General features: G+C 53.4%; 20 protein-coding genes and 1 other annotated feature. Of the genes, 9 read left to right on the forward strand and 11 right to left on the reverse strand.

The window, feature by feature from the left end; all coding sequences use genetic code 11:
• Window positions 1-42: 42 nt before the first annotated feature.
• The 6 genes from acnA to topA form a co-directional block, all read right to left on the reverse strand.
• Window positions 43-2,718 (reverse strand): aconitate hydratase AcnA, encoded by a 2,676-nt coding sequence (gene acnA, locus ABU190_RS05555; protein ID WP_354690666.1) that lies wholly within the window; start codon window positions 2,716-2,718, stop codon window positions 43-45.
• Between the two features lie 181 nt (window positions 2,719-2,899).
• Window positions 2,900-2,998, reverse strand: a complete 99-nt coding sequence (gene ymiC / locus ABU190_RS05560; RefSeq protein ID WP_334312449.1) for a small membrane protein YmiC — start codon at window positions 2,996-2,998, stop codon at window positions 2,900-2,902.
• A 138-nt stretch (window positions 2,999-3,136) separates the two neighbouring features.
• Window positions 3,137-3,307 carry a hypothetical protein gene (locus tag ABU190_RS05565; protein ID WP_165158723.1) on the reverse strand — a complete coding sequence of 57 codons (171 nt, stop codon included), beginning with the start codon at window positions 3,305-3,307 and terminating at the stop codon, window positions 3,137-3,139.
• A gap of 1 nt (window position 3,308) precedes the next feature.
• On the reverse strand, window positions 3,309-3,470 hold the full coding sequence (locus ABU190_RS05570; RefSeq protein ID WP_193796057.1) for a YmiA family putative membrane protein: 162 nt from the start codon (window positions 3,468-3,470) through the stop codon (window positions 3,309-3,311).
• 317 nt (window positions 3,471-3,787) lie between these two features.
• Window positions 3,788-4,762, reverse strand: a complete 975-nt coding sequence (cysB, locus tag ABU190_RS05575; protein WP_296432511.1) for an HTH-type transcriptional regulator CysB — start codon at window positions 4,760-4,762, stop codon at window positions 3,788-3,790.
• Window positions 4,763-4,948: 186 nt separating this feature from the next.
• On the reverse strand, window positions 4,949-7,546 hold the full coding sequence (gene topA / locus ABU190_RS05580; RefSeq protein ID WP_296432513.1) for a type I DNA topoisomerase: 2,598 nt from the start codon (window positions 7,544-7,546) through the stop codon (window positions 4,949-4,951).
• A gap of 398 nt (window positions 7,547-7,944) precedes the next feature.
• Here topA and ABU190_RS05585 point away from each other — a divergent pair, with 398 nt between their 5' ends.
• Window positions 7,945-8,196: a YciN family protein gene (locus ABU190_RS05585; RefSeq protein WP_039076929.1), complete on the forward strand. Its 252-nt coding sequence runs from the start codon at window positions 7,945-7,947 to the stop codon at window positions 8,194-8,196.
• A 45-nt stretch (window positions 8,197-8,241) separates the two neighbouring features.
• On the opposite strand, the gene sohB is transcribed toward ABU190_RS05585, so the two are convergent.
• Window positions 8,242-9,288, reverse strand: a complete 1,047-nt coding sequence (gene sohB, locus ABU190_RS05590) for a protease SohB (RefSeq protein WP_354690667.1) — start codon at window positions 9,286-9,288, stop codon at window positions 8,242-8,244.
• A 229-nt stretch (window positions 9,289-9,517) separates the two neighbouring features.
• Here sohB and ABU190_RS05595 point away from each other — a divergent pair, with 229 nt between their 5' ends.
• Window positions 9,518-10,276, forward strand: a complete 759-nt coding sequence (locus ABU190_RS05595) for a YciK family oxidoreductase (protein WP_354690668.1) — start codon at window positions 9,518-9,520, stop codon at window positions 10,274-10,276.
• Complete coding sequence (gene cobO, locus ABU190_RS05600) at window positions 10,273-10,863, forward strand: cob(I)yrinic acid a,c-diamide adenosyltransferase (protein WP_354690669.1); 591 nt, start codon at window positions 10,273-10,275, stop codon at window positions 10,861-10,863. Before ABU190_RS05595 ends, cobO begins: the two co-directional genes overlap by 4 nt.
• 177 nt (window positions 10,864-11,040) lie before the next feature.
• On the opposite strand, the gene rluB is transcribed toward cobO, so the two are convergent.
• The 3 genes from rluB to rnm form a co-directional block, all read right to left on the reverse strand.
• A complete protein-coding gene (gene rluB, locus ABU190_RS05605) occupies window positions 11,041-11,934 on the reverse strand; it encodes a 23S rRNA pseudouridine(2605) synthase RluB (protein ID WP_354690670.1) in 894 nt (297 codons plus the stop codon).
• Between the two features lie 97 nt (window positions 11,935-12,031).
• The gene (locus tag ABU190_RS05610; protein ID WP_039076924.1) at window positions 12,032-12,652 is read right to left on the reverse strand and encodes an L-threonylcarbamoyladenylate synthase; all 621 of its coding nucleotides are present in this window, start codon (window positions 12,650-12,652) and stop codon (window positions 12,032-12,034) included.
• Entirely contained in the window at window positions 12,649-13,530 is an 882-nt protein-coding gene (gene rnm / locus ABU190_RS05615) for an RNase AM (protein WP_354690671.1), read from the reverse strand. Before rnm ends, ABU190_RS05610 begins: the two co-directional genes overlap by 4 nt.
• A gap of 158 nt (window positions 13,531-13,688) precedes the next feature.
• Window positions 13,689-13,783: a sequence feature (Trp leader region), on the forward strand.
• A gap of 22 nt (window positions 13,784-13,805) precedes the next feature.
• Between rnm and ABU190_RS05620 the strand changes: the two genes are divergently transcribed.
• The 6 genes from ABU190_RS05620 (at window position 13,806) to ABU190_RS05645 (ending at window position 20,861) form a co-directional block, all read left to right on the forward strand.
• Window positions 13,806-15,368, forward strand: a complete 1,563-nt coding sequence (locus ABU190_RS05620) for an anthranilate synthase component 1 (protein WP_271851188.1) — start codon at window positions 13,806-13,808, stop codon at window positions 15,366-15,368.
• A complete protein-coding gene (gene trpD / locus ABU190_RS05625; protein WP_079497526.1) occupies window positions 15,368-16,963 on the forward strand; it encodes a bifunctional anthranilate synthase glutamate amidotransferase component TrpG/anthranilate phosphoribosyltransferase TrpD in 1,596 nt (531 codons plus the stop codon). The genes ABU190_RS05620 and trpD overlap by 1 nt, the downstream gene beginning before the upstream one ends.
• A gap of 3 nt (window positions 16,964-16,966) precedes the next feature.
• Complete coding sequence (gene trpCF / locus ABU190_RS05630; RefSeq protein WP_354690672.1) at window positions 16,967-18,325, forward strand: bifunctional indole-3-glycerol-phosphate synthase TrpC/phosphoribosylanthranilate isomerase TrpF; 1,359 nt, start codon at window positions 16,967-16,969, stop codon at window positions 18,323-18,325.
• An 11-nt stretch (window positions 18,326-18,336) separates the two neighbouring features.
• Window positions 18,337-19,530, forward strand: coding sequence for a tryptophan synthase subunit beta (gene trpB, locus ABU190_RS05635; RefSeq protein ID WP_079497527.1), 1,194 nt, complete (start codon window positions 18,337-18,339; stop codon window positions 19,528-19,530).
• Window positions 19,530-20,336 (forward strand): tryptophan synthase subunit alpha, encoded by an 807-nt coding sequence (gene trpA / locus ABU190_RS05640; protein ID WP_039076918.1) that lies wholly within the window; start codon window positions 19,530-19,532, stop codon window positions 20,334-20,336. The genes trpB and trpA overlap by 1 nt, the downstream gene beginning before the upstream one ends.
• Before the next feature lie 270 nt (window positions 20,337-20,606).
• Window positions 20,607-20,861: a hypothetical protein gene (locus ABU190_RS05645; protein ID WP_354690673.1), complete on the forward strand. Its 255-nt coding sequence runs from the start codon at window positions 20,607-20,609 to the stop codon at window positions 20,859-20,861.
• A gap of 56 nt (window positions 20,862-20,917) precedes the next feature.
• Here ABU190_RS05645 and ompW read toward each other — a convergent pair whose 3' ends face one another.
• Window positions 20,918-21,553 (reverse strand): outer membrane protein OmpW, encoded by a 636-nt coding sequence (gene ompW, locus ABU190_RS05650; protein ID WP_071194075.1) that lies wholly within the window; start codon window positions 21,551-21,553, stop codon window positions 20,918-20,920.
• Window positions 21,554-21,701: the final 148 nt, after the last annotated feature.

Genomic DNA, 21,701 nt, shown 5'->3' on the forward strand with positions numbered 1-21,701 from the left:
ATGCCGGGTAACTGTCACGCAGCCACCCGGCATAGCGGATGTTTAATGCAGCATATTGCGGATCACATAATGCAGAATGCCGTCATTCTGATAGTAGGTCAGCTCTGTAGAGGTATCGATACGGCAGCGACAATTCACCACCTCTTGCGTACCGTCAGGGCGGGTTAACGTCACCGGAATGGTCGCACCGGGTTTAAGCTGATTCAGCCCGGCGATATCCAGTTTCTCTTCCCCGGTGAGCCCCAGCGTTTTACGCGTTGCACCTTGCGGGAACTCCAGCGGTAAGATGCCCATCCCAATCAAGTTTGAGCGGTGGATACGTTCGAAAGACTCCGCAATGACCACCCGCACGCCCAACAGGCGCGGCCCTTTCGCCGCCCAGTCACGGCTGGAGCCGGAACCGTACTCTTTACCGGCAATGACCGCAAGCGGCGTACCCTGCTGCTGGTAGCGCATCGCGGCATCATAGATAGCAACCACTTCTTCACCCGGTAAATAACGGGTCATCCCCCCTTCCACACCGGGGACCATTTCGTTACGAATGCGAATATTAGCAAATGTGCCGCGCATCATGACTTCATGGTTACCGCGACGCGAGCCATACGAGTTGAAATCCCGCCGCTCGACGCCGTGGCTTTGTAGATAACGACCTGCGGGGCTATCGGCTTTGATGCTACCCGCCGGTGAGATATGGTCGGTGGTGACGGAGTCGCCGAGCATCGCCAGGATGCGCGCACCGTGAATATCCTCAACCGGTTTCGGGCTCGCTTCCATATCCTCAAAGAACGGAGACAACCGAATATAAGTTGAATCACTCTGCCAGTCGTAGGTGTCCGAGCTTTCCACTTGAATCGCCTTCCATTCAGCAGTCCCTTCGAAAACTTCTGCGTATTCTTTACGGAACATATCGGTGGAGACTTGCTCGACGGCGCGGGCGATATTCTGGCTGGATGGCCAGATATCCTTCAGATAGACCGGATCGCCTTTACGATCGTGACCCAGCGGATCCGTGGCCAGATTGATGTTCATATTACCCGCCAGCGCATATGCCACCACCAGCGGCGGTGATGCCAGCCAGTTGGTTTTCACCAGAGGATGGATGCGCCCTTCGAAATTGCGGTTACCCGAGAGCACCGCACCAACCGTGAGATCCCCCTGCTTGATGGCCTGCTCGATAGGTTCTGGCAGCGGCCCCGAGTTACCGATACAGGTAGTACAGCCGTACCCGACCAGGTTGAATCCCAACTCATCGAGATACGGCGTTAGTTTAGCCTGAGCGAGGTAATCGGAAACCACTTTCGAGCCCGGTGCCAGTGAGGCTTTCACCCATGGCTGGCGTTTTAACCCGGCCTTTACCGCGTTTTTTGCCAGCAAACCCGCGGCCATCAGGACACTTGGGTTTGATGTGTTAGTGCAAGAGGTAATCGCAGAGATCACTACCGCGCCGTCAGGAAGCTCATGTTTTTCTCCTTTGAACACGTACTCTACTGGCTTACGATCCTTCTGGGCGGTATTGAGTTCCAGTTCAGTACTGGCAGCAAAGGCTTTAGGCACATCTCCCAGGGCCACACGGTCCTGGGGACGTTTCGGCCCGGCCAGGCTGGCTTCAACATCATTCATGTTCAGCTCAAGTGTACTGGTGAAAACGGGCTCGTCGCCTGGGTTACGCCACATCCCCTGCGCTTTGGCGTAAGCCTCAACGAGGCTAACCTGCTCTTCGCTACGTCCGCTAAGACGCATGTACTCAAGCGTTACGCCATCAATCGGGAAAAAGCCACAGGTCGCGCCATACTCCGGCGCCATATTGGCGATAGTCGCCCGGTCAGCCAGAGGAAGCGAGTCCAGGCCATCACCGTAAAACTCAACGAATTTGCCCACTACACCATGCTTGCGCAGCATCTGGGTTACGGTCAAAACGAGGTCTGTGGCGGTGATCCCTTCGCGTAATTTACCGCTCAGTTTGAATCCCACCACATCAGGAATCAGCATGGAGACGGGCTGACCCAGCATAGCCGCTTCCGCTTCAATCCCCCCGACACCCCATCCCAACACGCCGAGACCGTTAATCATCGTGGTATGCGAGTCGGTTCCCACCAGGGTGTCCGGATACGCCACCCACTCTTTGTCCTGTAATTCGCTCCATACCGCTTTGCCCAGATATTCCAGATTGACCTGGTGGCAAATTCCGGTTCCCGGCGGTACGACGCTAAAACGGCTGAACGCCTGCTGTCCCCAGCGCAGGAAAACATAGCGCTCGTGATTACGTTCCATTTCAAGGCGAACATTCTCTTCAAAAGCGTCGTCATCACCAAAATGATCGACAGTGACAGAGTGGTCGATAACGAGATCAACGGGGGAAAGTGGATTCACTTTAGCGGTATCGCCACCGAGGCGTTTAACCGCCTCACGCATGGCGGCAAGGTCGACCACCGCCGGGACGCCGGTAAAGTCTTGCATCAAAACGCGAGCGGGACGGTAAGCAATTTCACGGTCGGCATGGGCTGTTTTCAGCCATCCTGCAAGGGCACGGATATCTTCTTCTGTGACAGAATCGTCATCCTGCCAGCGCAGGAGATTTTCGAGTAATACTTTTAGCGACTTGGGTAGACGCGTAATATCCCCAAGTTCCTTTGCGGCCAGCGGCAAGCTGTAGTAGTGATACGTTTTATTCTCTGCCTGCAACGTGTCCTTACTGGCTTCGCGTAGGGTCGACGACATAAGCTCCTCCTTAATAACAGGGATAGCGAAACCCTGATGCTTATCAGGGTCTGTATTAAAGATAACACAAACATGTCGTAACGTTTTTATAACAACTCAAAAGGCTAAATCTTGAGGTCAGGCGGGCAAGTGCTGGAGAGTAAAAGCAAAAATCCTCGCCTGAGCGAGGTTTTTCAATTGATTAGGATAACCATATCCTGATGAGCTCTCCCCAAAACAACAGGGAAAAAGAAAACGCGCTCATCCATGACCAGTATTTTACAGAACGGCGATTATTCATCATATACACACCAAAGAATGTATTCATTGAAGCTGCGTTGAGACGCAATTTATTATTGCTGTGGTGTATTTATTTAACAGTACACAAGTACACATCAGAATGGCGAGTTAATTACCCCGCTAATTCTAATGATAACAATTATTGTTTTGGCACTTCGTCTTCCGCGAAGATGTCAATAAACGCTTGCTGCTGTGGCGTCAATTTCCAGGACGCCGGAACAGTAGTTGAAGCTTGCGGTTTCGCTGCTTTCGGTTTGTCATGCGGATGACACACTTGCTTCACTGGCTCAGAGCGACCTGTCACAGCCATTTTAACCCCAGAATTTCCAGATAATTAACGCTACCACTACCCAAAAGGCGGCTGAACCCAGAAATACCGCCAGCCACGCTTTACGCTTGAGCTGCGGGTCCCTTTGCGGTTCTTCGCTTCCTGATGGCATTGCTAACCTCGTACAATCGACATCACTTATCATTTTAGGCACCAACAATCGGTACAATTAATCATGGATGAGATAAATCCTAAAGAAACTTTAGTCGAAAAGCTAGTGAATTTACGCATCCTGTTCAAAGAATATTTAATCTTTTGACCGCAAATAAATTATTGAAGTGAAAAATTTGCGAAGGGGCAATTTAGTTTCTATGTTTGTCGCAAATTTATGACAGATTATGTAACGGAGGTGAAAATCAATCAGGCAAAAGTATGAGATGGAAATAAGAGAATGATAACAATAATTCGACTTAGGGAAGATTAAGGGGCTCCTTTTGCTATAAAAGGCTACCCCGCTAACGATTATTTTTCCGGAAGTTTAATGTCCTTAAACATCGCCTCAATATCTTCGTTCGAGCGTAACGCCACGGCGGCGTCAACCACATCACGCGTCAGGTGTGGCGCAAAGCGCTGAATGAAATCATACATGTAACTGCGCAAGAACGTGCTGCGACGAAAACCGATCTTGGTCGTACTGTGGCTGAAAATTTCCTGCGCATCCAGTTTCACCAAATCCGGGTCAGATAGCGGGTCGACCGCCATACTGGCAATAACCCCTACACCAAGCCCCAGACGCACATAGGTTTTGATAACGTCCGCATCGGTCGCCGTAAAGACAATACGCGGCGAAAGCCCTGCCCGGTTAAAGGCCGTATCCAGCTCAGAACGCCCGGTAAAACCAAAGGTGTACGTCACCAACGGGTATTGCGCCAGTTCCTCGATCGATACCGATTGTTTCCCTGCAAGCGGATGATCAGGGGTGACGACAATCGAGCGATTCCAGTGATAACACGGAAGCATCACCAGGTCGTCATAGAGATGCAGTGCTTCGGTAGCGATAGCAAAATCCGCATTACCTTTGGAGACAGCCTCCGCAATTTGCGTTGGCGATCCCTGATGCATATGTAACGAGACCCTGGGATAACGTTCGATAAATCCCTTAATCACGTTGGGCAACGCATAACGCGCCTGCGTATGGGTGGTCGCAACATAGAGCGAGCCTTTATCCGGCCACGTATGTTCCCCCGCCACCGATTTAATGGCGTCAACTTTAGAGAGAACTTCGCGGGCAATACGTATGATTTCCTGCCCGGCTGGCGTTACCTGCGTGAGGTGTTTACCGCTGCGGGCAAAGATCTGGATACCCAGTTCATCTTCAAGCATGCGAACTTGCTTACTGATGCCTGGCTGAGAGGTATAGAGGCCTTCAGCCGTTGAGGAGACGTTGAGATTATGGTTCACCACTTCAACGATATAGCGAAGCTGCTGTAATTTCATGAAAGACCATCCAAATTCGCGCAAACGGGCAATCGCTTAAGACGATTTCATAATAAAAAAGGATTTAACTATAACCACTATAACATTTATATCATCTATGTATAGATTCGAACAAAAAATAATAACCGTGTTATAAAAAAAGGGCCGGATAACCGGCCCTCAATTTAAGCTATTAATCTTACAGCGTTATTTTTTGGCTTCTGCCCATTTCCCATCAACGTAAAACGCCGACCAGTTTGTCGCTTTGCCGTCTTTTTCCGACGCAACATACTGCTGTTTCGTTTTACGACTAAAGCGGACAATGGTCTTATTCCCTTCAGGATCCTGCTGCGGTGCATCCGCAAGATAACGCAGTTTTTCCGGCAAACGGTCGCGGAAGCGATATAACTCTTCCACTAACGGTGCACGCGTTTCGCGCGATTTCGGGAAGGTGTTAGCCGCAAGGAAAACTCCGGCTGCGCCATCACGCAGAACGAAATACGCGTCCGATTTTTCGCAAGGCAGTTCCGGCAACGGAACCGGATCTTCTTTCGGTGGCGCGACTTCGCCATTACGCAGGATCTTACGCGTGTTTTTGCAGTCGTCGTTGGTACAGGCCATGTACTTACCGAAACGCCCCATTTTCAGGTGCATTTCAGAGCCACATTTTTCACACTCAACCACCGGGCCGTCATAACCTTTGATGCGGAACTCGCCTTCTTCGATTTCATAACCGTCACAGGTCGGGTTATTACCGCAAACATGTAGTTTACGTTTCGGATCGATCAGGTAGCTGTCCATCGCCGTACCGCACTTAGTACAACGGCGTTTGGCGCGCAACGCATTGGTTTCCGCGTCGTCGCCTTCCAGCACGTTCAATACTTCGTTTTCCGGCACCAGGTTAATGGTGGTTTTGCAGCGCTCTTTTGGTGAAAGTGCATAACCGGAGCAACCGAGGAACACCCCGGTACTGGCAGTACGGATCCCCATCTTACGACCGCAAGTCGGGCAATCAATGGTGGTAAGCACCATCTGATTCGGGCGCATGCCGCCTTCATCCGGATCTCTTTCTGCCTGGTCAAGTTGACGGGAGAAATCGCCGAAGAAACTGTCCAGTACTTTCTTCCATTCCGCTTCGTGGTTTGCCACCTGATCGAGACGGTCTTCCATCTGCGCGGTGAAATCGTAATTCATCAACTCCCGGAAGTTCTCTTCCAGACGGTCGGTAACAATTTCACCCATTTTTTCCGCATAGAAACGGCGGTTTTCCACGCGCACATAGCCACGGTCCTGAATGGTCGAAATGATCGACGCATACGTTGACGGACGGCCAATGCCACGTTTTTCCAGCTCTTTAACCAGTGACGCTTCACTAAAACGTGCAGGCGGTTTGGTGAAGTGCTGAGCCGGCGTCAGATCGATAAGTGACAGGACATCACCCGTGTTTACCGCTGGCAGCGTACGGTCTTCATCGCCTTTACGCAGCGCTGGCATCACCTTCGTCCAGCCATCGAAACGCAAAATGCGACCACGTGCTTTCAGGCGATAATCACCCGCGCCCACGGTAATGGTGGTGGAGTCGTATTGCGCCGGCGTCATTTGACAGGCGACAAACTGGCGCCAGATCAGTTGATACAGTTTCTGCGCATCAGTTTCCATATCTTTAAGGGCATCAGCCTCAACCCCAACATCGGAGGGACGAATCGCTTCGTGCGCTTCCTGGGAGTTCTCTTTGCTGGCGTACTGGTTGGCATTTTCCGGCAGGTATTTTTTGCCGTACTTATCACCAATAAAGGTGCGCACCATGCTGACCGCATCCTGGCTCAGGTTGGTGGAGTCAGTACGCATATAAGTGATGTAACCCGCTTCGTACAGCCGCTGGGCCATCATCATGGTTTTCTTCACGCCGAAGCCCAGGCGGGTACTTGCCGCCTGCTGCAATGTGGAAGTAATAAACGGTGCGCCCGGTTTGCTGCTGGTCGGCTTGTCTTCGCGCTCAAGCACCGTATAACGGGCTTTTTCGAGCAGGCTAACTGCCGCCATCGTTTGTTCGCGGTTAACCGGACGGAAAGGTTTATCCCCTTCGTGCGTCACCTGGAGTGGCAGAGAATCGCCACCCGGCGTTGCGGCATTAGCATCAACTTCCCAGTACTCTTCCGGAACGAAGGCTTTAATTTCGCGTTCACGCTCAACCACCAGACGTACAGCAACCGACTGAACACGGCCCGCTGACAGGCCACGGGCAATCTTCTTCCACAACAGTGGAGAAACCATGTAACCCACCACGCGGTCCATAAAGCGCCGCGCCTGCTGGGCATTCACACGATCAATGTTCAGCTCGCCCGGCTTTTCGAACGCCTGACGAATCGCATTTTTGGTGATTTCGTTAAACACCACGCGGCTATAGCGCGTTTCATCGCCACCGATCACTTCCCGCAGGTGCCATGCAATGGCTTCCCCTTCGCGGTCAAGGTCGGTTGCGAGATAGATATGGTCGGCTTTTTCTGCGAGCGATTTCAGCTCAGAAACCACCTTCTCTTTTCCGGGCAGCACTTCATAGTGCGCATCCCAGTTGTGCCATGGGTCAATGCCCATGCGATTGACGAGAGCGCCGCGTTCATCCTTTTTAGGCTTCTTAGCCGTTTTGGTGGAGGCAGAGTCAGCGCTCTTTTTAGGTGCTGAGCCACTGGTCGGCAAATCGCGGATATGACCTACGCTGGATTTCACCACGTAGTCATTACCCAGATACTTATTGATCGTTTTGGCTTTTGCCGGGGACTCAACGATGACGAGAGCTTTACCCATATTCACCTTTACCTAATAAAATTCTTCCAGGAATACGTCGCACATTGATTCACCTTCCGCTGGCGACGAGCCAATGATATTGCGGTGGCGACAATGGATATCAACCCTTTTCTTGACCATAAGCGAAAGTAATCGCTAGCAGATGATTGAGTTAACAGGCTTTTTCGCTAGTCTACGATACAGCACGACGATTTTACGGTCGAATGTCAAGCAAATCTGTTGCCAGATTGACGAAAGGGTCACACTGTACCTGATAAAATTTGTTACGCAACTTTATTAGCATGCAAATTCGAATCACGCCAGCACTACCGTAACGGGAAACCCCTTGCCTGCGCAGGGAAAATTTGCCCCTGGGCCGCGTGGGGCGTAAACTTGTTAAATTTTTAAGGAGGGGCGAAATGGAGCCGACTAAGCAACCTATCGATCGCCAGTCTCTGCTTGAGCTGGCAAACCAACTTATCCGCGATCATGAAGACACACTGTCCGGCATTGAAGCAACCGGCGTAAGCCAACGCAACGGGGTGCTGGTGTTCAGCGGCGAGTATTTTCTGGATGAACAGGGGCTGCCGACCGGGAAAAGCACTGCGGTATTCAATATGTTCAAATACTTGGCGCATGAACTGTCTGAAAAATACCATCTGATCGATTAAACAAAAACGCGAGGCCATGGCCTCGCGTTTTTGTTTGTACTCGCCTTACATCAGCGGTTTCTGTCCGCGCTGCCACCAGCGCATCAGCAAACGATCTGCGCTTTCTGCAGCACTTCCGGTAAAGCGGTCGATAAGCTTTTTGCGCTGCTGATAGCGCAAGCCAATGACCTCATGGCTCTCAAACAGCCCCAGTAGCAATTCATCGCTGGTACCGACCGCATCGACCAGTCCTTTTTCCAGTGCCTGTGAACCATACCAGTGCTCGCCGGTCGCTACCTGTTCTATATCCAGTTGCGGGCGCATCTGATGCACAAAGCCTTTGAACAGGTCATGCGTTTCATTGAGGCTCTCGCGGAATTTCTGCCTTCCCTCTTCGGTGTTTTCACCCAACAGAGTCAGCGTGCGTTTGAACTGCCCGGCGGTATGCAGTTCGATATCAATCTCTTTACCTTTCAGGAAGCGATTGAAGTTGGGGATCTGCGCCACAACGCCAATCGATCCAATAATAGAAAACGGCGCCGCAACAATTTTATCCGCCACGCAGGCCATCATATAACCGCCGCTGGCGGCGACTTTATCAACCGCGACGGTGAGCGGAACCTGCTTATCGCGCAGACGCTGCAACTGCGACGCAGCCAGCCCGTAACCATGAACAACGCCACCGGGGCTTTCCAGACGGAGAACCACCTGATCTTCTGGCTTCACCAGCGTCAACACTGCGGTTACCTCTTCGCGCAGCGCGCCCACTTCATGGGCATCCATGCTGCCTTTAAAGTCCAGCACCCAGGCGCGTGGTTTGCCCGCTGAGGCCATGTCGCCAGATTTTGCTTTGGCCTTTGCCGCTTTTGCATCCTGTTTGGCTTTTTTCTTTTGGGCTTTATGCCACAGCTTTTGCTGCTGGCTGTCCAGCAACTCCACAGCCATCTCTTCCTGCATTTCCTTATAGTCTTCGCTCATGCGGGTAATACGTAATTCCCCCCGCTGACGTTTGCGCTGTGTCAGATTAACAATAAGAATTGCGACCACCGCAATCGCAACCACAACAGTCGCAATTTTGGCTAAAAACAAACCATATTCAGACAGTAATTCCACGCATTCCACCTTGGTTCAGCCACTTAACAATCGCATTCAGTGTACATGAGCCTTTCTGGCGCGTCTCGCATTGCCACCCTTTCGGATATTCAGTCGACCAGTTTCAGCACATTCCGCTATACATTATCCCAACGCACGGGAGACTCTCTGCCAGACTGATTGAAATCGCTTTCTGTTTCAGGCATAAAGCCAACACGATTTAAAAACGGGTTGAGACCAAGGAGTTAGCGTGCATTACCAGCCACAACGCGACCTGTTGCGAAACCACATTATTCTGGTCACCGGCGCCAGTGACGGCATCGGCAAAGAAGCGGCGCTGACTTATGCCCGCTACGGCGCACGCGTCATTTTACTGGGGCGTAACGAAGACAAACTCCAGGCCGTTTCCGGACAGATAGCGTCCGAAGGCGGCCAGGCCGCCAGCCTCTATACGCTGGACATGGCGACCTGTACACCCGATGATTGTCAGCGTCTCGCCAACGAGATAACGCAACACTACCCGCGACTGGACGGTGTGCTGCATAACGCTGGCGTGCTGGGTGATGTTTGCCCAATGAGCGAACAGCAGCCTGCCGTCTGGGATAACGTAATGCAGGTTAACGTCAACGCCACTTTCTATTTGACCCAGGCACTCCTTCCTTTATTACTCAAAGCGGAAAGCGGCTCGCTGGTCTTCACATCGTCGAGCGTTGGCCGCCAGGGTCGTGCAAATTGGGGGGCCTATGCCGCCTCTAAATTTGCCACCGAAGGCATGATGCAAGTGCTGGCTGAGGAGTACCAAAACCGTTTACGGGTCAATTGCATCAACCCGGGCGGTACCCGGACGCAGATGCGCGCCAGCGCCTTCCCGAGCGAAGATCCGCAGAAATTAAAAACGCCAGCCGATATTATGCCACTCTATCTATGGCTGATGGGCGATGACAGCCGTCGCAAAACAGGCATGAGCTTTGATGCTCAGCCAGGACGAAAACCGGGGATATCACAATGAGTGAAGAACGTTACCAGCAACGCCAGCAGCGGGTGAAAGATAAAGTCGATGCCCGCGTGGCGGCGGCGCAGGAAGAGCGCGGCATCATTATCGTTTTTACCGGCAATGGTAAAGGCAAAACCACCGCTGCATTCGGCACCGCCGCACGTGCCGTCGGCCACGGAAAGAAGGTCGGTGCCATTCAGTTTATTAAAGGCACCTGGCCTAATGGTGAACGTAATTTACTGGAACCGCACGATGTCGAATTTCAGGTGATGGCAACCGGGTTCACCTGGGATACGCAAAACCGCGAGAGCGACACTGCCGCCTGCCTTGAGGTATGGACACATGCGCAACGTATGCTGGCGGACGAATCGCTGGATATGGTGGTGCTCGACGAGTTGACCTATATGGTGGCTTACGATTACCTGCCGCTGGAAACCGTTCTTGATGCGCTGGAAAAGCGCCCGGCAAACCAGACGGTGATCATCACCGGCCGCGGCTGTCACCGCGATATCCTGGAGATTGCCGATACGGTCAGTGAACTGCGCCCGGTAAAACATGCTTTCGAAGCGGGCGTCAAGGCACAGATCGGTATCGACTATTAAGACACCGCTGGCAGCAGCGTAGCAATGCGGCACTGCTGCCATGCCAATGATTTGTTCAACCATCACACTCGCCCACACATGTGACAGTGTCACGCTTCTCCATCGCAACATGGCGGAAATTATAATATGCGGGAACGAGAGGACGTTTCCGGCAAGGTAACCGGAAACGTCAGGAAATTAGCCGTTGCTGTTACGCCCACCGGAACGACGGCTACCCGGTGCCTGACGATTGCCTGACACCTGGCTGTGGCGTTTCACCGCACGACGAATCTGATTGGCTTTCATGCGGCGACGATCTTTTTCGACCGCCACTTTTGATGCGGTTTCCGGCGGCAACCCTACCAGCTCACGCAGGTAGTTGGTTTGGGCCAGATCCAGTTCGGAATAACCACCGCGCGGCAATCCTTTCGGTAGTGGAATGTCGCCGTAGCGCACACGAATAAGGCGGCTAACCTGCACGCCAACCGCTTCCCACAGGCGACGCACCTCGCGGTTACGCCCTTCGGTCAGGGTCACGTTATACCACTGGTTGATCCCTTCACCACCGCTGAATTTAATGGTTTTGAATGCTGCCGGACCATCTTCCAGTTGAACGCCACGTGACAGTTCACGCACCTTGGCCTCTTCAATCTGGCCAAATACGCGCACCGCGTATTCACGTTCCACTTCACGGCTTGGGTGCATCAGGCGATTCGCCAGTTCACCGTCGGTGGTGAACAGCAGCAGACCACAGGTGTTGACGTCAAGACGTCCAACCGCAATCCAACGGGCGCCGCGCAATTTTGGCAGACGATCAAAAACGGTCGGACGGCCTTCCGGATCGTTACGCGTGCACAGCTCACCTTCAGGTTTGTAATACGCCAGCACGCGGCAGATTTGTTCAGCGGACTCTTTTATCGAGATAAGATGACCGTCGATGCGAATTTTCAGCGCCTGGGTCACTTCAACGCGATCGCCCAGCGTGGCAATCTTGCCGTCTACGCTCACGCGGCCTGCTTCGATGATGGTTTCGATTTCACGGCGGGAGCCGTGGCCAGCTCGCGCCAGCACTTTCTGTAACTTTTCGCTCATAGAGCTTCCTCGGGTGTCGCCTTCACAGGCGTCGAATAAGGTCATCAGGCCACTGCGGCGCCTGTGAAATGGCCGCGTAGTATAGCGGCTTGCTTCATTATAGGAAAGGTTTAACGTCGCCGACGCCTTCACGAATAACAACCGGGGCATCGTCGGTAAGATCGACCACCGTTGTCGGTTGTTGCCCCAGATAGCCGCCATGGATAATCAAATCCACCAGCTTTTCCAGACGGTCTTTAATTTCATCCGGATCGGACTCGGTAAATTCGCTGCCAGGTAGCATCAGCGAGGTAGAGAGCATCGGCTCGCCAAGCGTATCGAGTAACGCCAGTGCAATCGGATTCGCCGGGACACGCAGACCGATGGTTTTACGTTTTTCCTGTAACAGACGACGCGGCACCTCTTTCGTTCCTTTCAGGATAAAGGTGTAGTTGCCTGGGGTATTATTTTTGATCAGACGAAAAGCCACATTATCGACAAACGCATAGGTCGATAGCTCAGACAAATCGCGGCACATCAGGGTAAAGTTATGGCCATCCGGCAATTGACGGATACGGCAAATCCGCTCCATCGCCCCTTTGTCTTCAATTTTACAGCCTAACGCATACCCGGAATCGGTAGGGTAAACAATCACCCCGCCTTTACGGACAATCTCTACGGCCTGGGTAATCAGGCGCGGTTGAGGATTTTCCGGATGAATATAAAAAAACTGACTCATACTTCCCTCTCTTCACTGTTTTGCGGCTGCTCCCATTTGCACCAGACGCCCTCAACATCAGCCGGTAGCCAAAGCTTGCGCCCCAGCTCAATCCATGGACATGGCTGATGGAAATCCGATCCCTGCGAGGCCAGTAAACCAAACTGGCGGGCATACTCGGCGAGTTGTTTACGCTCATTGGGAGCCTGCTGGCATTGGGCAACTTCCATCGCCTCTCCACCGCTTTGGGCAAAATGCGCCAGCAGTCTTTTCAACCATTTAGCGGAGAGATCATATCGACCCGGATGGGCCAGGACCGCCGTTCCGCCAGAATGATGAATCACTTCAATAGCTTGTTCTATTGTACACCACTGCGGTGGAACATATCCGGTTTTCCCGCGCGCAAGATACCTTTTGAATACATCGGCCATATTGGTGGCTTTGCCGCACTCCACCAGGAAGCGGGCAAAATGGCCACGCGTGACGGCAGCCCCCTGCGCCAGTCGCTGCGCGCCCTCCCATGCGCCCGGAATATGCGCCTTTTCCAGTCGTTCGGCAATCAGCCTGCCGCGCTGCTGGCGTCGTTCATGCTGACCCTGTAAAAATGTACACAGCGCCGGGTTTTCGATATCCATATCCAGCCCCACGATGTGGATCTCATGGTTTTCCCAGACGGTGGAAATCTCCACACCGCTAATGAGTTTGAGGGCCAGCCCGGCACGTTCAATTTCTTCACGCGCAGCGGGAATGGCGGCGGTAGTGTCGTGATCGGTAATCGCCAGAGTCCCTACGCGCATTGCAACCGCACGGTGGACCAGTTCTTGTGGGGTCAGGACGCCATCGGAGGCAATGGTGTGGCTGTGCAGGTCATAAATCACTGCGTAATTCGTGTCGCTCAAAAGCGGCTCCCGTGGCCGATAAAACAATAACTGTGCCCTATCATAACGTTCTGCGGCGATTTTCTGAAATCGAGGGTTGACTTTCCTCGCGCGAACCAGTTAACTAGTACGCAAGTTCACTCCACGAGGTATCACTGATGAATATGCATATTTCCGTAAACCGCTGGTGGCGCACTCCCTGACATTGGGCAGTGTTTCACGTGCGTATTCAGCACACCGATACCCGGCCCGCCCACTGAGCGGGCTTTTTTTTGAACACATTTATGAGAGCAACTATGCAAACGCAAAAACCGACACTCGAATTGCTCACCAGCAACGCGCTGTACCGGGAGAACCCGACCGCGTTATTCCATCAACTGTGTGGTGCACGCCCGGCAACCTTATTGCTGGAATCCGCCGATATCGACAGCAAAAACGATTTAAAAAGCCTGCTGCTGGTGGATAGCGCGCTGCGCATTACCGCGCTGGGTGACACTGTCACTATTGAGGCGTTAACGCAAAACGGCGCGTCTCTGTTACCGCTGCTGGATGCCGCGCTTCCGGCTGGTGTAGAAAACACCGTCCGGGCAGATGCTCGCGTATTACGTTTTCCGCCCGTCAGCACCCTGCTCGACGAAGACGCACGCCTGTGTTCACTCTCTGTTTTCGATGCCTTCCGTCTGTTACAGGGGCTGGTCGATGTCCCTGCCGATGAGCGCGAAGCCATGTTCTTCGGCGGCCTGTTTGCCTACGACCTGGTGGCCGGATTCGAAGATTTACCTGCACTGAGCCATGACCGTCGCTGCCCGGACTACTGCTTTTATCTGGCAGAAACCTTACTGGTGATCGACCATCAGAAGCGTCACACCCGTATTCAGGTGAGCCTGTTTTCCGCAGATGCTGACGAAAAAGCGCGACTGACTCAACGAATTGAAACTCTGCATGAACAATTAAATGTGCCGCCAGGGCCATTGCCGGTTGAATCTGTCAGCGATATGCGCTGCGAATGCAACCAGAGCGATGAAGAGTACGGCGCGGTTGTGCGCCAGATGCAAAAAGCGATTCGTGCCGGTGAGATTTTTCAGGTCGTGCCGTCTCGCCGTTTCACCCTGCCGTGCCCGTCACCGCTGGCCGCCTATGAAGTGCTGAAAAAGAGCAACCCAAGCCCGTACATGTTCTTTATGCAGGACAGCGACTTCGCCCTGTTCGGCGCCTCGCCGGAAAGCTCTCTCAAATATGATGCCACCTCACGCCAGATTGAAATCTACCCGATCGCCGGGACTCGCCCACGCGGACGTCGCGCCGACGGTTCCCTGGATCGCGACCTGGATAGCCGTATTGAACTCGAAATGCGTACCGACCATAAAGAGCTTTCCGAGCACCTGATGCTGGTTGACCTCGCGCGTAACGATCTGGCGCGCATTTGTACTCCAGGCAGTCGCTATGTGGCAGATCTGACCAAAGTCGACCGCTACTCCTTCGTAATGCATCTGGTTTCGCGTGTGGTCGGTGAACTGCGACAGGACCTGGACGTGCTCCACGCCTATCGCGCTTGTATGAACATGGGCACGCTCAGTGGGGCCCCAAAAGTACGCGCCATGCAGCTTATTGCCGATGCAGAAGGCTCTCGTCGTGGCAGTTACGGCGGCGCGGTGGGCTATTTCACCGCCCACGGCGACCTGGATACCTGCATCGTGATTCGTTCTGCCTGGGTTGAAGACGGTGTCGCCACCGTTCAGGCAGGCGCTGGCGTGGTACTGGATTCAGTACCGCAATCAGAAGCCGATGAAACACGTAATAAAGCCCGCGCGGTTCTGCGCGCCATAGCTAAAGCGCATAACGCTCAGGAGACCTTCTGATGGCTGACATTCTGCTGCTCGATAATATCGACTCATTTACCTATAACCTGGCGGATCAACTGCGCGCCAGCGGGCATAACGTGGTGATTTACCGTAACCATGTTCCGGCACAAACCCTGATTGACCGCCTGGCGACCATGAAAAACCCGGTGCTGATGCTCTCGCCAGGGCCAGGGGCGCCGTCAGAAGCAGGCTGCATGCCTGAGTTGCTGACCCGCATGCGCGGCAAACTGCCGATTATCGGCATCTGTCTGGGACATCAGGCAATTGTAGAAGCCTATGGTGGCTATGTCGGTCAGGCAGGCGAAATTCTGCACGGTAAAGCCTCGAGCATTGAACATGATGGTCAGGCCATGTTTGCCGGGCTGGCGAACCCGCTGCCGGTGGCGCGCTACCATTCACTGGTGGGCAGCAACATTCCGGCAGGGTTAACCATCAACGCGCATTTTAATGGCATGGTGATGGCCGTGCGTCACGATGCGGATCGCGTGTGTGGCTTCCAGTTCCATCCGGAATCCATTCTGACTTCGCAAGGCGCCCGCTTGCTGGAACAAACCCTGGCCTGGGCGCTGCAGAAACTGGAGCAGACCAATACCCTGCAACCAGTACTGGAAAAACTGTATCAGGCGCAAACCCTGAGCCAACAGGAAAGCCACCAGCTTTTCTCTGCCGTGGTGCGCGGCGAGCTGAAGCCTGAACAACTGGCCGCAGCGCTGGTCAGCATGAAAGTGCGTGGTGAACACCCCAATGAAATCGCCGGAGCGGCCACCGCGTTACTGGAAAATGCCGCGCCGTTCCCACGCCCGGACTATCCGTTTGCCGATATCGTGGGCACCGGTGGCGACGGCAGCAACAGTATCAATATTTCCACCGCCAGCGCTTTTGTGGCGGCGGCCTGTGGGCTTAAGGTTGCCAAACACGGTAACCGCAGCGTTTCCAGCCGTTCCGGATCATCCGATTTACTGGCAGCCTTCGGCATTAATCTGGATATGAATGCGGATAAATCCCGCACTGCGCTGGATGAACTGGGGGTCTGTTTCTTATTTGCACCGAAGTATCACACCGGGTTCCGCCACGCGATGCCGGTGCGCCAGCAGCTTAAAACGCGCACCTTGTTTAACGTCCTGGGGCCATTGATTAACCCGGCGCACCCGCCGCTGGCGTTGATCGGTGTTTACAGCCCGGAACTGGTGTTACCCATTGCCGAAACCCTGCGTGTTCTGGGCTATCAACGTGCGGCCGTTGTGCACAGCGGTGGGATGGATGAGGTGTCATTGCATGCTCCGACGGTGGTGGCTGAATTGCGTGACGGCGAGATCAAAAGCTACCAGCTTACCGCTGCTGATTTCGGTCTGACGCCCTATCACCAGGAGCAACTGGCAGGCGGCACACCGGAAGAAAACCGTGACATTCTGACACGCTTACTACAAGGTAAAGGTGAAGCCGCCCATGAGGCCGCCGTCGCTGCAAATGTCGCCATGTTGATGCGTTTACATGGTGAAGAGGATTTGCAAGCTAACGCGCAAAAAGTTTTGCAGGTGCTGCACAGCGGCGCCGCCTATGACAAAGTCACCGCACTTGCGGCAAGAGGGTAAAGAATGCAAACCGTATTAGCAAAAATCGTCGCGGATAAGGCGATTTGGGTAGCCGCCCGCAAGGAGCAGCAGCCGCTGGCCAGTTTTCAGAATGACGTGGTGCCGAGCACTCGTCGCTTCTACGACGCCCTGCAGGGTACGCGCACCGCGTTTATCCTGGAATGCAAAAAAGCATCCCCGTCAAAAGGGGTGATTCGCGATGATTTCGACCCGGCGCGAATCGCCGGGGTTTACAAACACCATGCGTCGGCCATCTCCGTACTGACCGACGAGAAATATTTCCAGGGCAGTTTTGATTTCCTGCCTGTTGTCAGCCAGATCGCGCATCAGCCGATTCTGTGTAAGGACTTCATTATCGACCCTTACCAGATTTATCTGGCGCGCTTTTACCAGGCCGATGCCTGCCTGCTGATGCTCTCGGTACTGGATGATGAGCAATACCGCCAGCTCTCTGCCGTCGCCCACAGCCTGAGCATGGGTGTACTGACCGAAGTCAGCAATGAAGAAGAGCTGGAGCGCGCTATCGCGCTTGGGGCAAAAGTGGTCGGCATCAATAACCGCGACCTGCGCGATCTGTCCATCGATCTGAATCGTACACGTCAGTTGGCTCCGCGCCTGGGCGCTGGGGTAACGGTTATCAGCGAATCAGGGATTAACACTTATGCACAAGTGCGTGAACTGAGCCATTTCGCCAATGGTTTCCTGATTGGTTCCGCGCTGATGTCTCATGACGATCTGGACGCTGCCGTTAAACGCGTCTTGCTTGGCGAGAACAAAGTTTGCGGCCTGACGCGCCCGCAAGATGCGCTGGTCGCTTATGAAGCGGGAGCGATTTATGGCGGTCTGATTTTCGTCGCCTCTTCTCTCCGTGCCGTCAACGTCGCACAGGCCCGCACGGTCATGGCGGGCGCACCGCTCCAGTACGTTGGTGTGTTCCGTAATGCGCCGGTCGAAACCGTGTCGGCCAACGTGGAGCAACTGGGGTTAGTCGCCGTACAGTTACACGGCAGTGAAGATCAGCACTATATCGACACGTTGCGTAAGCAGTTGCCGGATAGTGTACAAATCTGGAAAGCGCTCAGCGTGGGCGACACCCTGCCCGCCCGCGACCTGAATCATGTCGATAAGTATGTCTTTGATAACGGCCAGGGCGGTAGCGGTAAGCGTTTTGACTGGAGCCTGCTGTCAGGGCAAACGCTGGACAACGTACTGCTGGCAGGCGGACTTGGCGCAGATAACTGCGTGGAGGCGGCCAAAACCGGCTGTGCCGGACTCGATTTCAATTCAGGCGTAGAGTCTGAACCCGGGAAAAAAGACGCCGATAAAGTGGCCTCGGTATTCCGAACTTTACGCGCTTATTAAGGAAGAAAACCATGACGACATTATTAAATCCGTATTTTGGTGAGTTTGGTGGCATGTATGTGCCGCAAATCCTGATGCCTGCACTGCGTCAGCTTGAAGAAGCCTTTGTTAGCGCGCAAAAAGATCCTGAGTTTCAGGCGCAGTTCACTGATTTACTGAAAAACTACGCCGGTCGCCCGACCGCACTGACCAAATGCCAGAACATTACCGCAGGGACCAATACCACCCTTTATCTGAAGCGTGAAGATTTACTGCACGGCGGCGCGCACAAAACCAACCAGGTATTAGGACAGGCGCTGCTGGCCAAACGGATGGGTAAAACGGAAATCATCGCCGAAACCGGTGCCGGGCAACACGGTGTGGCATCGGCGCTCGCCAGCGCCCTGCTCGGCCTGAAATGCCGCATCTACATGGGGGCGAAAGATGTGGAGCGTCAGTCGCCAAACGTCTTCCGTATGCGCTTAATGGGCGCAGAGGTGATCCCGGTACACAGCGGTTCCGCCACCCTGAAAGACGCCTGTAATGAAGCACTGCGCGACTGGTCTGGCAGCTACGATACCGCGCACTACATGCTCGGTACCGCCGCAGGCCCGCACCCCTTCCCGACCATTGTGCGCGAATTCCAGCGGATGATCGGTGAAGAGACCAAAGTGCAAATCCTCGAAAAAGAAGGCCGCCTGCCGGATGCCGTCATCGCCTGCGTGGGCGGTGGCTCCAATGCGATCGGCATGTTTGCCGATTTCATTGAAGAAACCAGTGTTGGCCTTATTGGGGTCGAACCTGCCGGACACGGTATCGAAACCGGTGAACACGGCGCGCCGCTTAAGCATGGCCGCGTGGGGATCTATTTCGGAATGAAATCCCCAATGATGCAGACCGATGAAGGCCAGATCGAGGAGTCGTACTCTATCTCTGCGGGGCTGGATTTCCCGTCCGTGGGGCCACAGCACGCTTATCTGAACAGCACCGGTCGTGCGGATTATGTCTCTATTACCGATGACGAAGCACTCGAAGCCTTTAAGACGCTGTGCCGCCACGAAGGGATTATTCCAGCACTCGAATCCTCCCACGCCCTGGCCCATGCGCTGAAAATGATGCGTGAGAACCCGGAAAAAGAGCAACTGCTGGTGGTTAACCTGTCTGGCCGTGGAGATAAAGATATCTTCACCGTACACGATATTTTGAAAGCGCGAGGGGAAATCTGATGGAACGCTACGAGACACTTTTTAAACAATTGAAGGAACGCAAGGAAGGTGCATTTGTTCCCTTTGTCACGCTGGGCGATCCCTCACCTGAGCAATCACTGAAAATCATCGATACGCTGATTGAAGCCGGCGCCGATGCACTGGAATTAGGGATCCCGTTTTCAGACCCCCTGGCAGATGGCCCGACCATTCAAAACGCCACGCTGCGCGCCTTTGCCGCAGGCGTCACGCCGAGCCAGTGTTTTGAAATGCTGGCCGCGATTCGCCAGAAACATCCGACGATCCCGATTGGCCTGCTGATGTATGCCAACCTCGTCTTTAGCCGCGGTATAGATGAGTTCTATGCCCAGTGCGAGAAAGCGGGTGTCGACTCAGTGCTGGTCGCCGATGTGCCAGTGGAGGAGTCTGCGCCGTTCCGTCAGGCCGCGTTGCGTCATAATGTCGCGCCGATCTTCATCTGCCCGCCAAACGCCGATGATGAATTGCTGCGTCAAATCGCCTCGCACGGTCGCGGTTATACCTATCTGCTCTCCCGTGCCGGGGTTACCGGGGCGGAAAACCGTGCCGCGTTGCCGCTCCACCACCTGGTTGAAAAACTGACCGAGTATCATGCTGCGCCGCCATTGCAAGGGTTTGGCATCTCTGCGCCTGACCAGGTGACCGCAGCCATTGATGCGGGCGCTGCCGGGGCAATATCAGGTTCCGCTATCGTCAAAATTATCGAGAAGAACCTTGATAAACCTGCCGTGATGCTCGAAGAACTTGGCGCGTTTGTCCGGGCGATGAAAGCTGGCACTCGTCAGTAATGCCTCCTGACGCCCGGCCCGCCGCCGGGCGTTTTTTTTCCGCTAACTGACACAGCGTCTGCACAGTCCCATTTCACAAATAGCACTCATTCTCTGCTGATGCGTCTGTCTTATTATTCGTTTTCAGCGACCTGTCGTTTCCCGTTTATTCATCCGGTGGCTGACTGTTAACTACAACACAATCCTGACTCGCGACGGCTATCGCGGGTCAATTCTGCATTGCCTGCATAACGCTAAGGCTTAATAATGTCGCGGATATGTGGGACACGGATGACAGTAAACTACGTAGGTATTCATCATCCGTCAGACGCTGATGTCTTTAATGGGAAGGATGTCCATATGTTTAATAAAGCCGCATTGATAAGAGGTTGGTTTACAATTGCGACGATTTTCACCTGTTTCACCCTTGGCAGTTATATAGGCCATTACTATTTTGCCGGTTCACGTATTCCATGGCTTATAGGGGTTATTGCCGCAATAGTCATCAATTGGGGATCGTACGGTGTGCTGAAAAAACTCACCTGAATTTCTCGTTGATAAAAACTGGCCACCCTTATGCGGCCAGTTTTCTGTAGCAGCTATCAGAAGCGATAGCCAGCAGCAAACATAAATACCCACGGATCGAGACGCGTACTCACGCTTTGCTGCGCGCCTCCCGCTTTAAAGCGAACGTCCGTATCAATATCCATGTACCAGACCGAGGCATTAATCAGCCAGTTACGGTTAATTAAATAATCCACCCCTACCTGTCCTGCCGCGCCCCAGGAATTTTTCAGGCTCAAATCAGAAAGTCCAGCCGATTTACCCGTATCGTTGAATTTTTCATCAAAGAACATGGTGTAGTTAATACCCGCACCAATATACGGGCGGACTTTACTTGCGGCATCACCAAAATACCACTGTGCCATCAACGTTGGGGGCAAATGGTGAACGGTTGCGATATTACCGGTTGGGCCGGTTCCTACTTTATGACGAAACGGCGTCGCTGCCAGTAATTCCACGCCAACGTTGTCCGTTGCCATATACGTCATGGTCAGGCCAAGCTGGGTATTATTATCGACGTTAAAACTTCCCAGACTCCCTAACACATTATCCGACCCCGCCGTCGGCCTCACAGTCGCGGAACCGGCACGCATGAAAAATTCACCCGCTTCATGCGCATACGCACCTGCGGAAAGACTGCTGAGGATCAATGCTGCCACGGCTAATTTATTCATATCCACTCCATGTATGTGGTTTTTCATAGGCGCCGTGAATATACCTATAAATAAGTACATCGTGATCCAATCTGGATCACATTACATTCGTTAATTTAACATTTATTGATCTGAGTTAATTTTGGCTGCCAGTTCACACTTTTAGTTT

The sequence above is a fragment of the Phytobacter sp. RSE-02 genome (assembly GCF_040578655.1).
Classification (GTDB): domain Bacteria; phylum Pseudomonadota; class Gammaproteobacteria; order Enterobacterales; family Enterobacteriaceae; genus Phytobacter; species Phytobacter diazotrophicus.

Coding starts and splice junctions, on each gene's coding strand:
- acnA (WP_354690666.1), bottom strand. CDS start 2,718: ATGTCGTCGACCCTACGCGAAGCCAGTAAGGACACGTTGCAGGCAGAG.
- ymiC (WP_334312449.1), bottom strand. CDS start 2,998: ATGAATAATCGCCGTTCTGTAAAATACTGGTCATGGATGAGCGCGTTT.
- ABU190_RS05565 (WP_165158723.1), bottom strand. CDS start 3,307: ATGGCTGTGACAGGTCGCTCTGAGCCAGTGAAGCAAGTGTGTCATCCG.
- ABU190_RS05570 (WP_193796057.1), bottom strand. CDS start 3,470: ATGATAAGTGATGTCGATTGTACGAGGTTAGCAATGCCATCAGGAAGC.
- cysB (WP_296432511.1), bottom strand. CDS start 4,762: ATGAAATTACAGCAGCTTCGCTATATCGTTGAAGTGGTGAACCATAAT.
- topA (WP_296432513.1), bottom strand. CDS start 7,546: ATGGGTAAAGCTCTCGTCATCGTTGAGTCCCCGGCAAAAGCCAAAACG.
- ABU190_RS05585 (WP_039076929.1), top strand. CDS start 7,945: ATGGAGCCGACTAAGCAACCTATCGATCGCCAGTCTCTGCTTGAGCTG.
- cobO (WP_354690669.1), top strand. CDS start 10,273: ATGAGTGAAGAACGTTACCAGCAACGCCAGCAGCGGGTGAAAGATAAA.
- rluB (WP_354690670.1), bottom strand. CDS start 11,934: ATGAGCGAAAAGTTACAGAAAGTGCTGGCGCGAGCTGGCCACGGCTCC.
- ABU190_RS05610 (WP_039076924.1), bottom strand. CDS start 12,652: ATGAGTCAGTTTTTTTATATTCATCCGGAAAATCCTCAACCGCGCCTG.
- ABU190_RS05620 (WP_271851188.1), top strand. CDS start 13,806: ATGCAAACGCAAAAACCGACACTCGAATTGCTCACCAGCAACGCGCTG.
- trpD (WP_079497526.1), top strand. CDS start 15,368: ATGGCTGACATTCTGCTGCTCGATAATATCGACTCATTTACCTATAAC.
- trpCF (WP_354690672.1), top strand. CDS start 16,967: ATGCAAACCGTATTAGCAAAAATCGTCGCGGATAAGGCGATTTGGGTA.
- trpB (WP_079497527.1), top strand. CDS start 18,337: ATGACGACATTATTAAATCCGTATTTTGGTGAGTTTGGTGGCATGTAT.
- trpA (WP_039076918.1), top strand. CDS start 19,530: ATGGAACGCTACGAGACACTTTTTAAACAATTGAAGGAACGCAAGGAA.
- ABU190_RS05645 (WP_354690673.1), top strand. CDS start 20,607: ATGACAGTAAACTACGTAGGTATTCATCATCCGTCAGACGCTGATGTC.
- ompW (WP_071194075.1), bottom strand. CDS start 21,553: ATGAATAAATTAGCCGTGGCAGCATTGATCCTCAGCAGTCTTTCCGCA.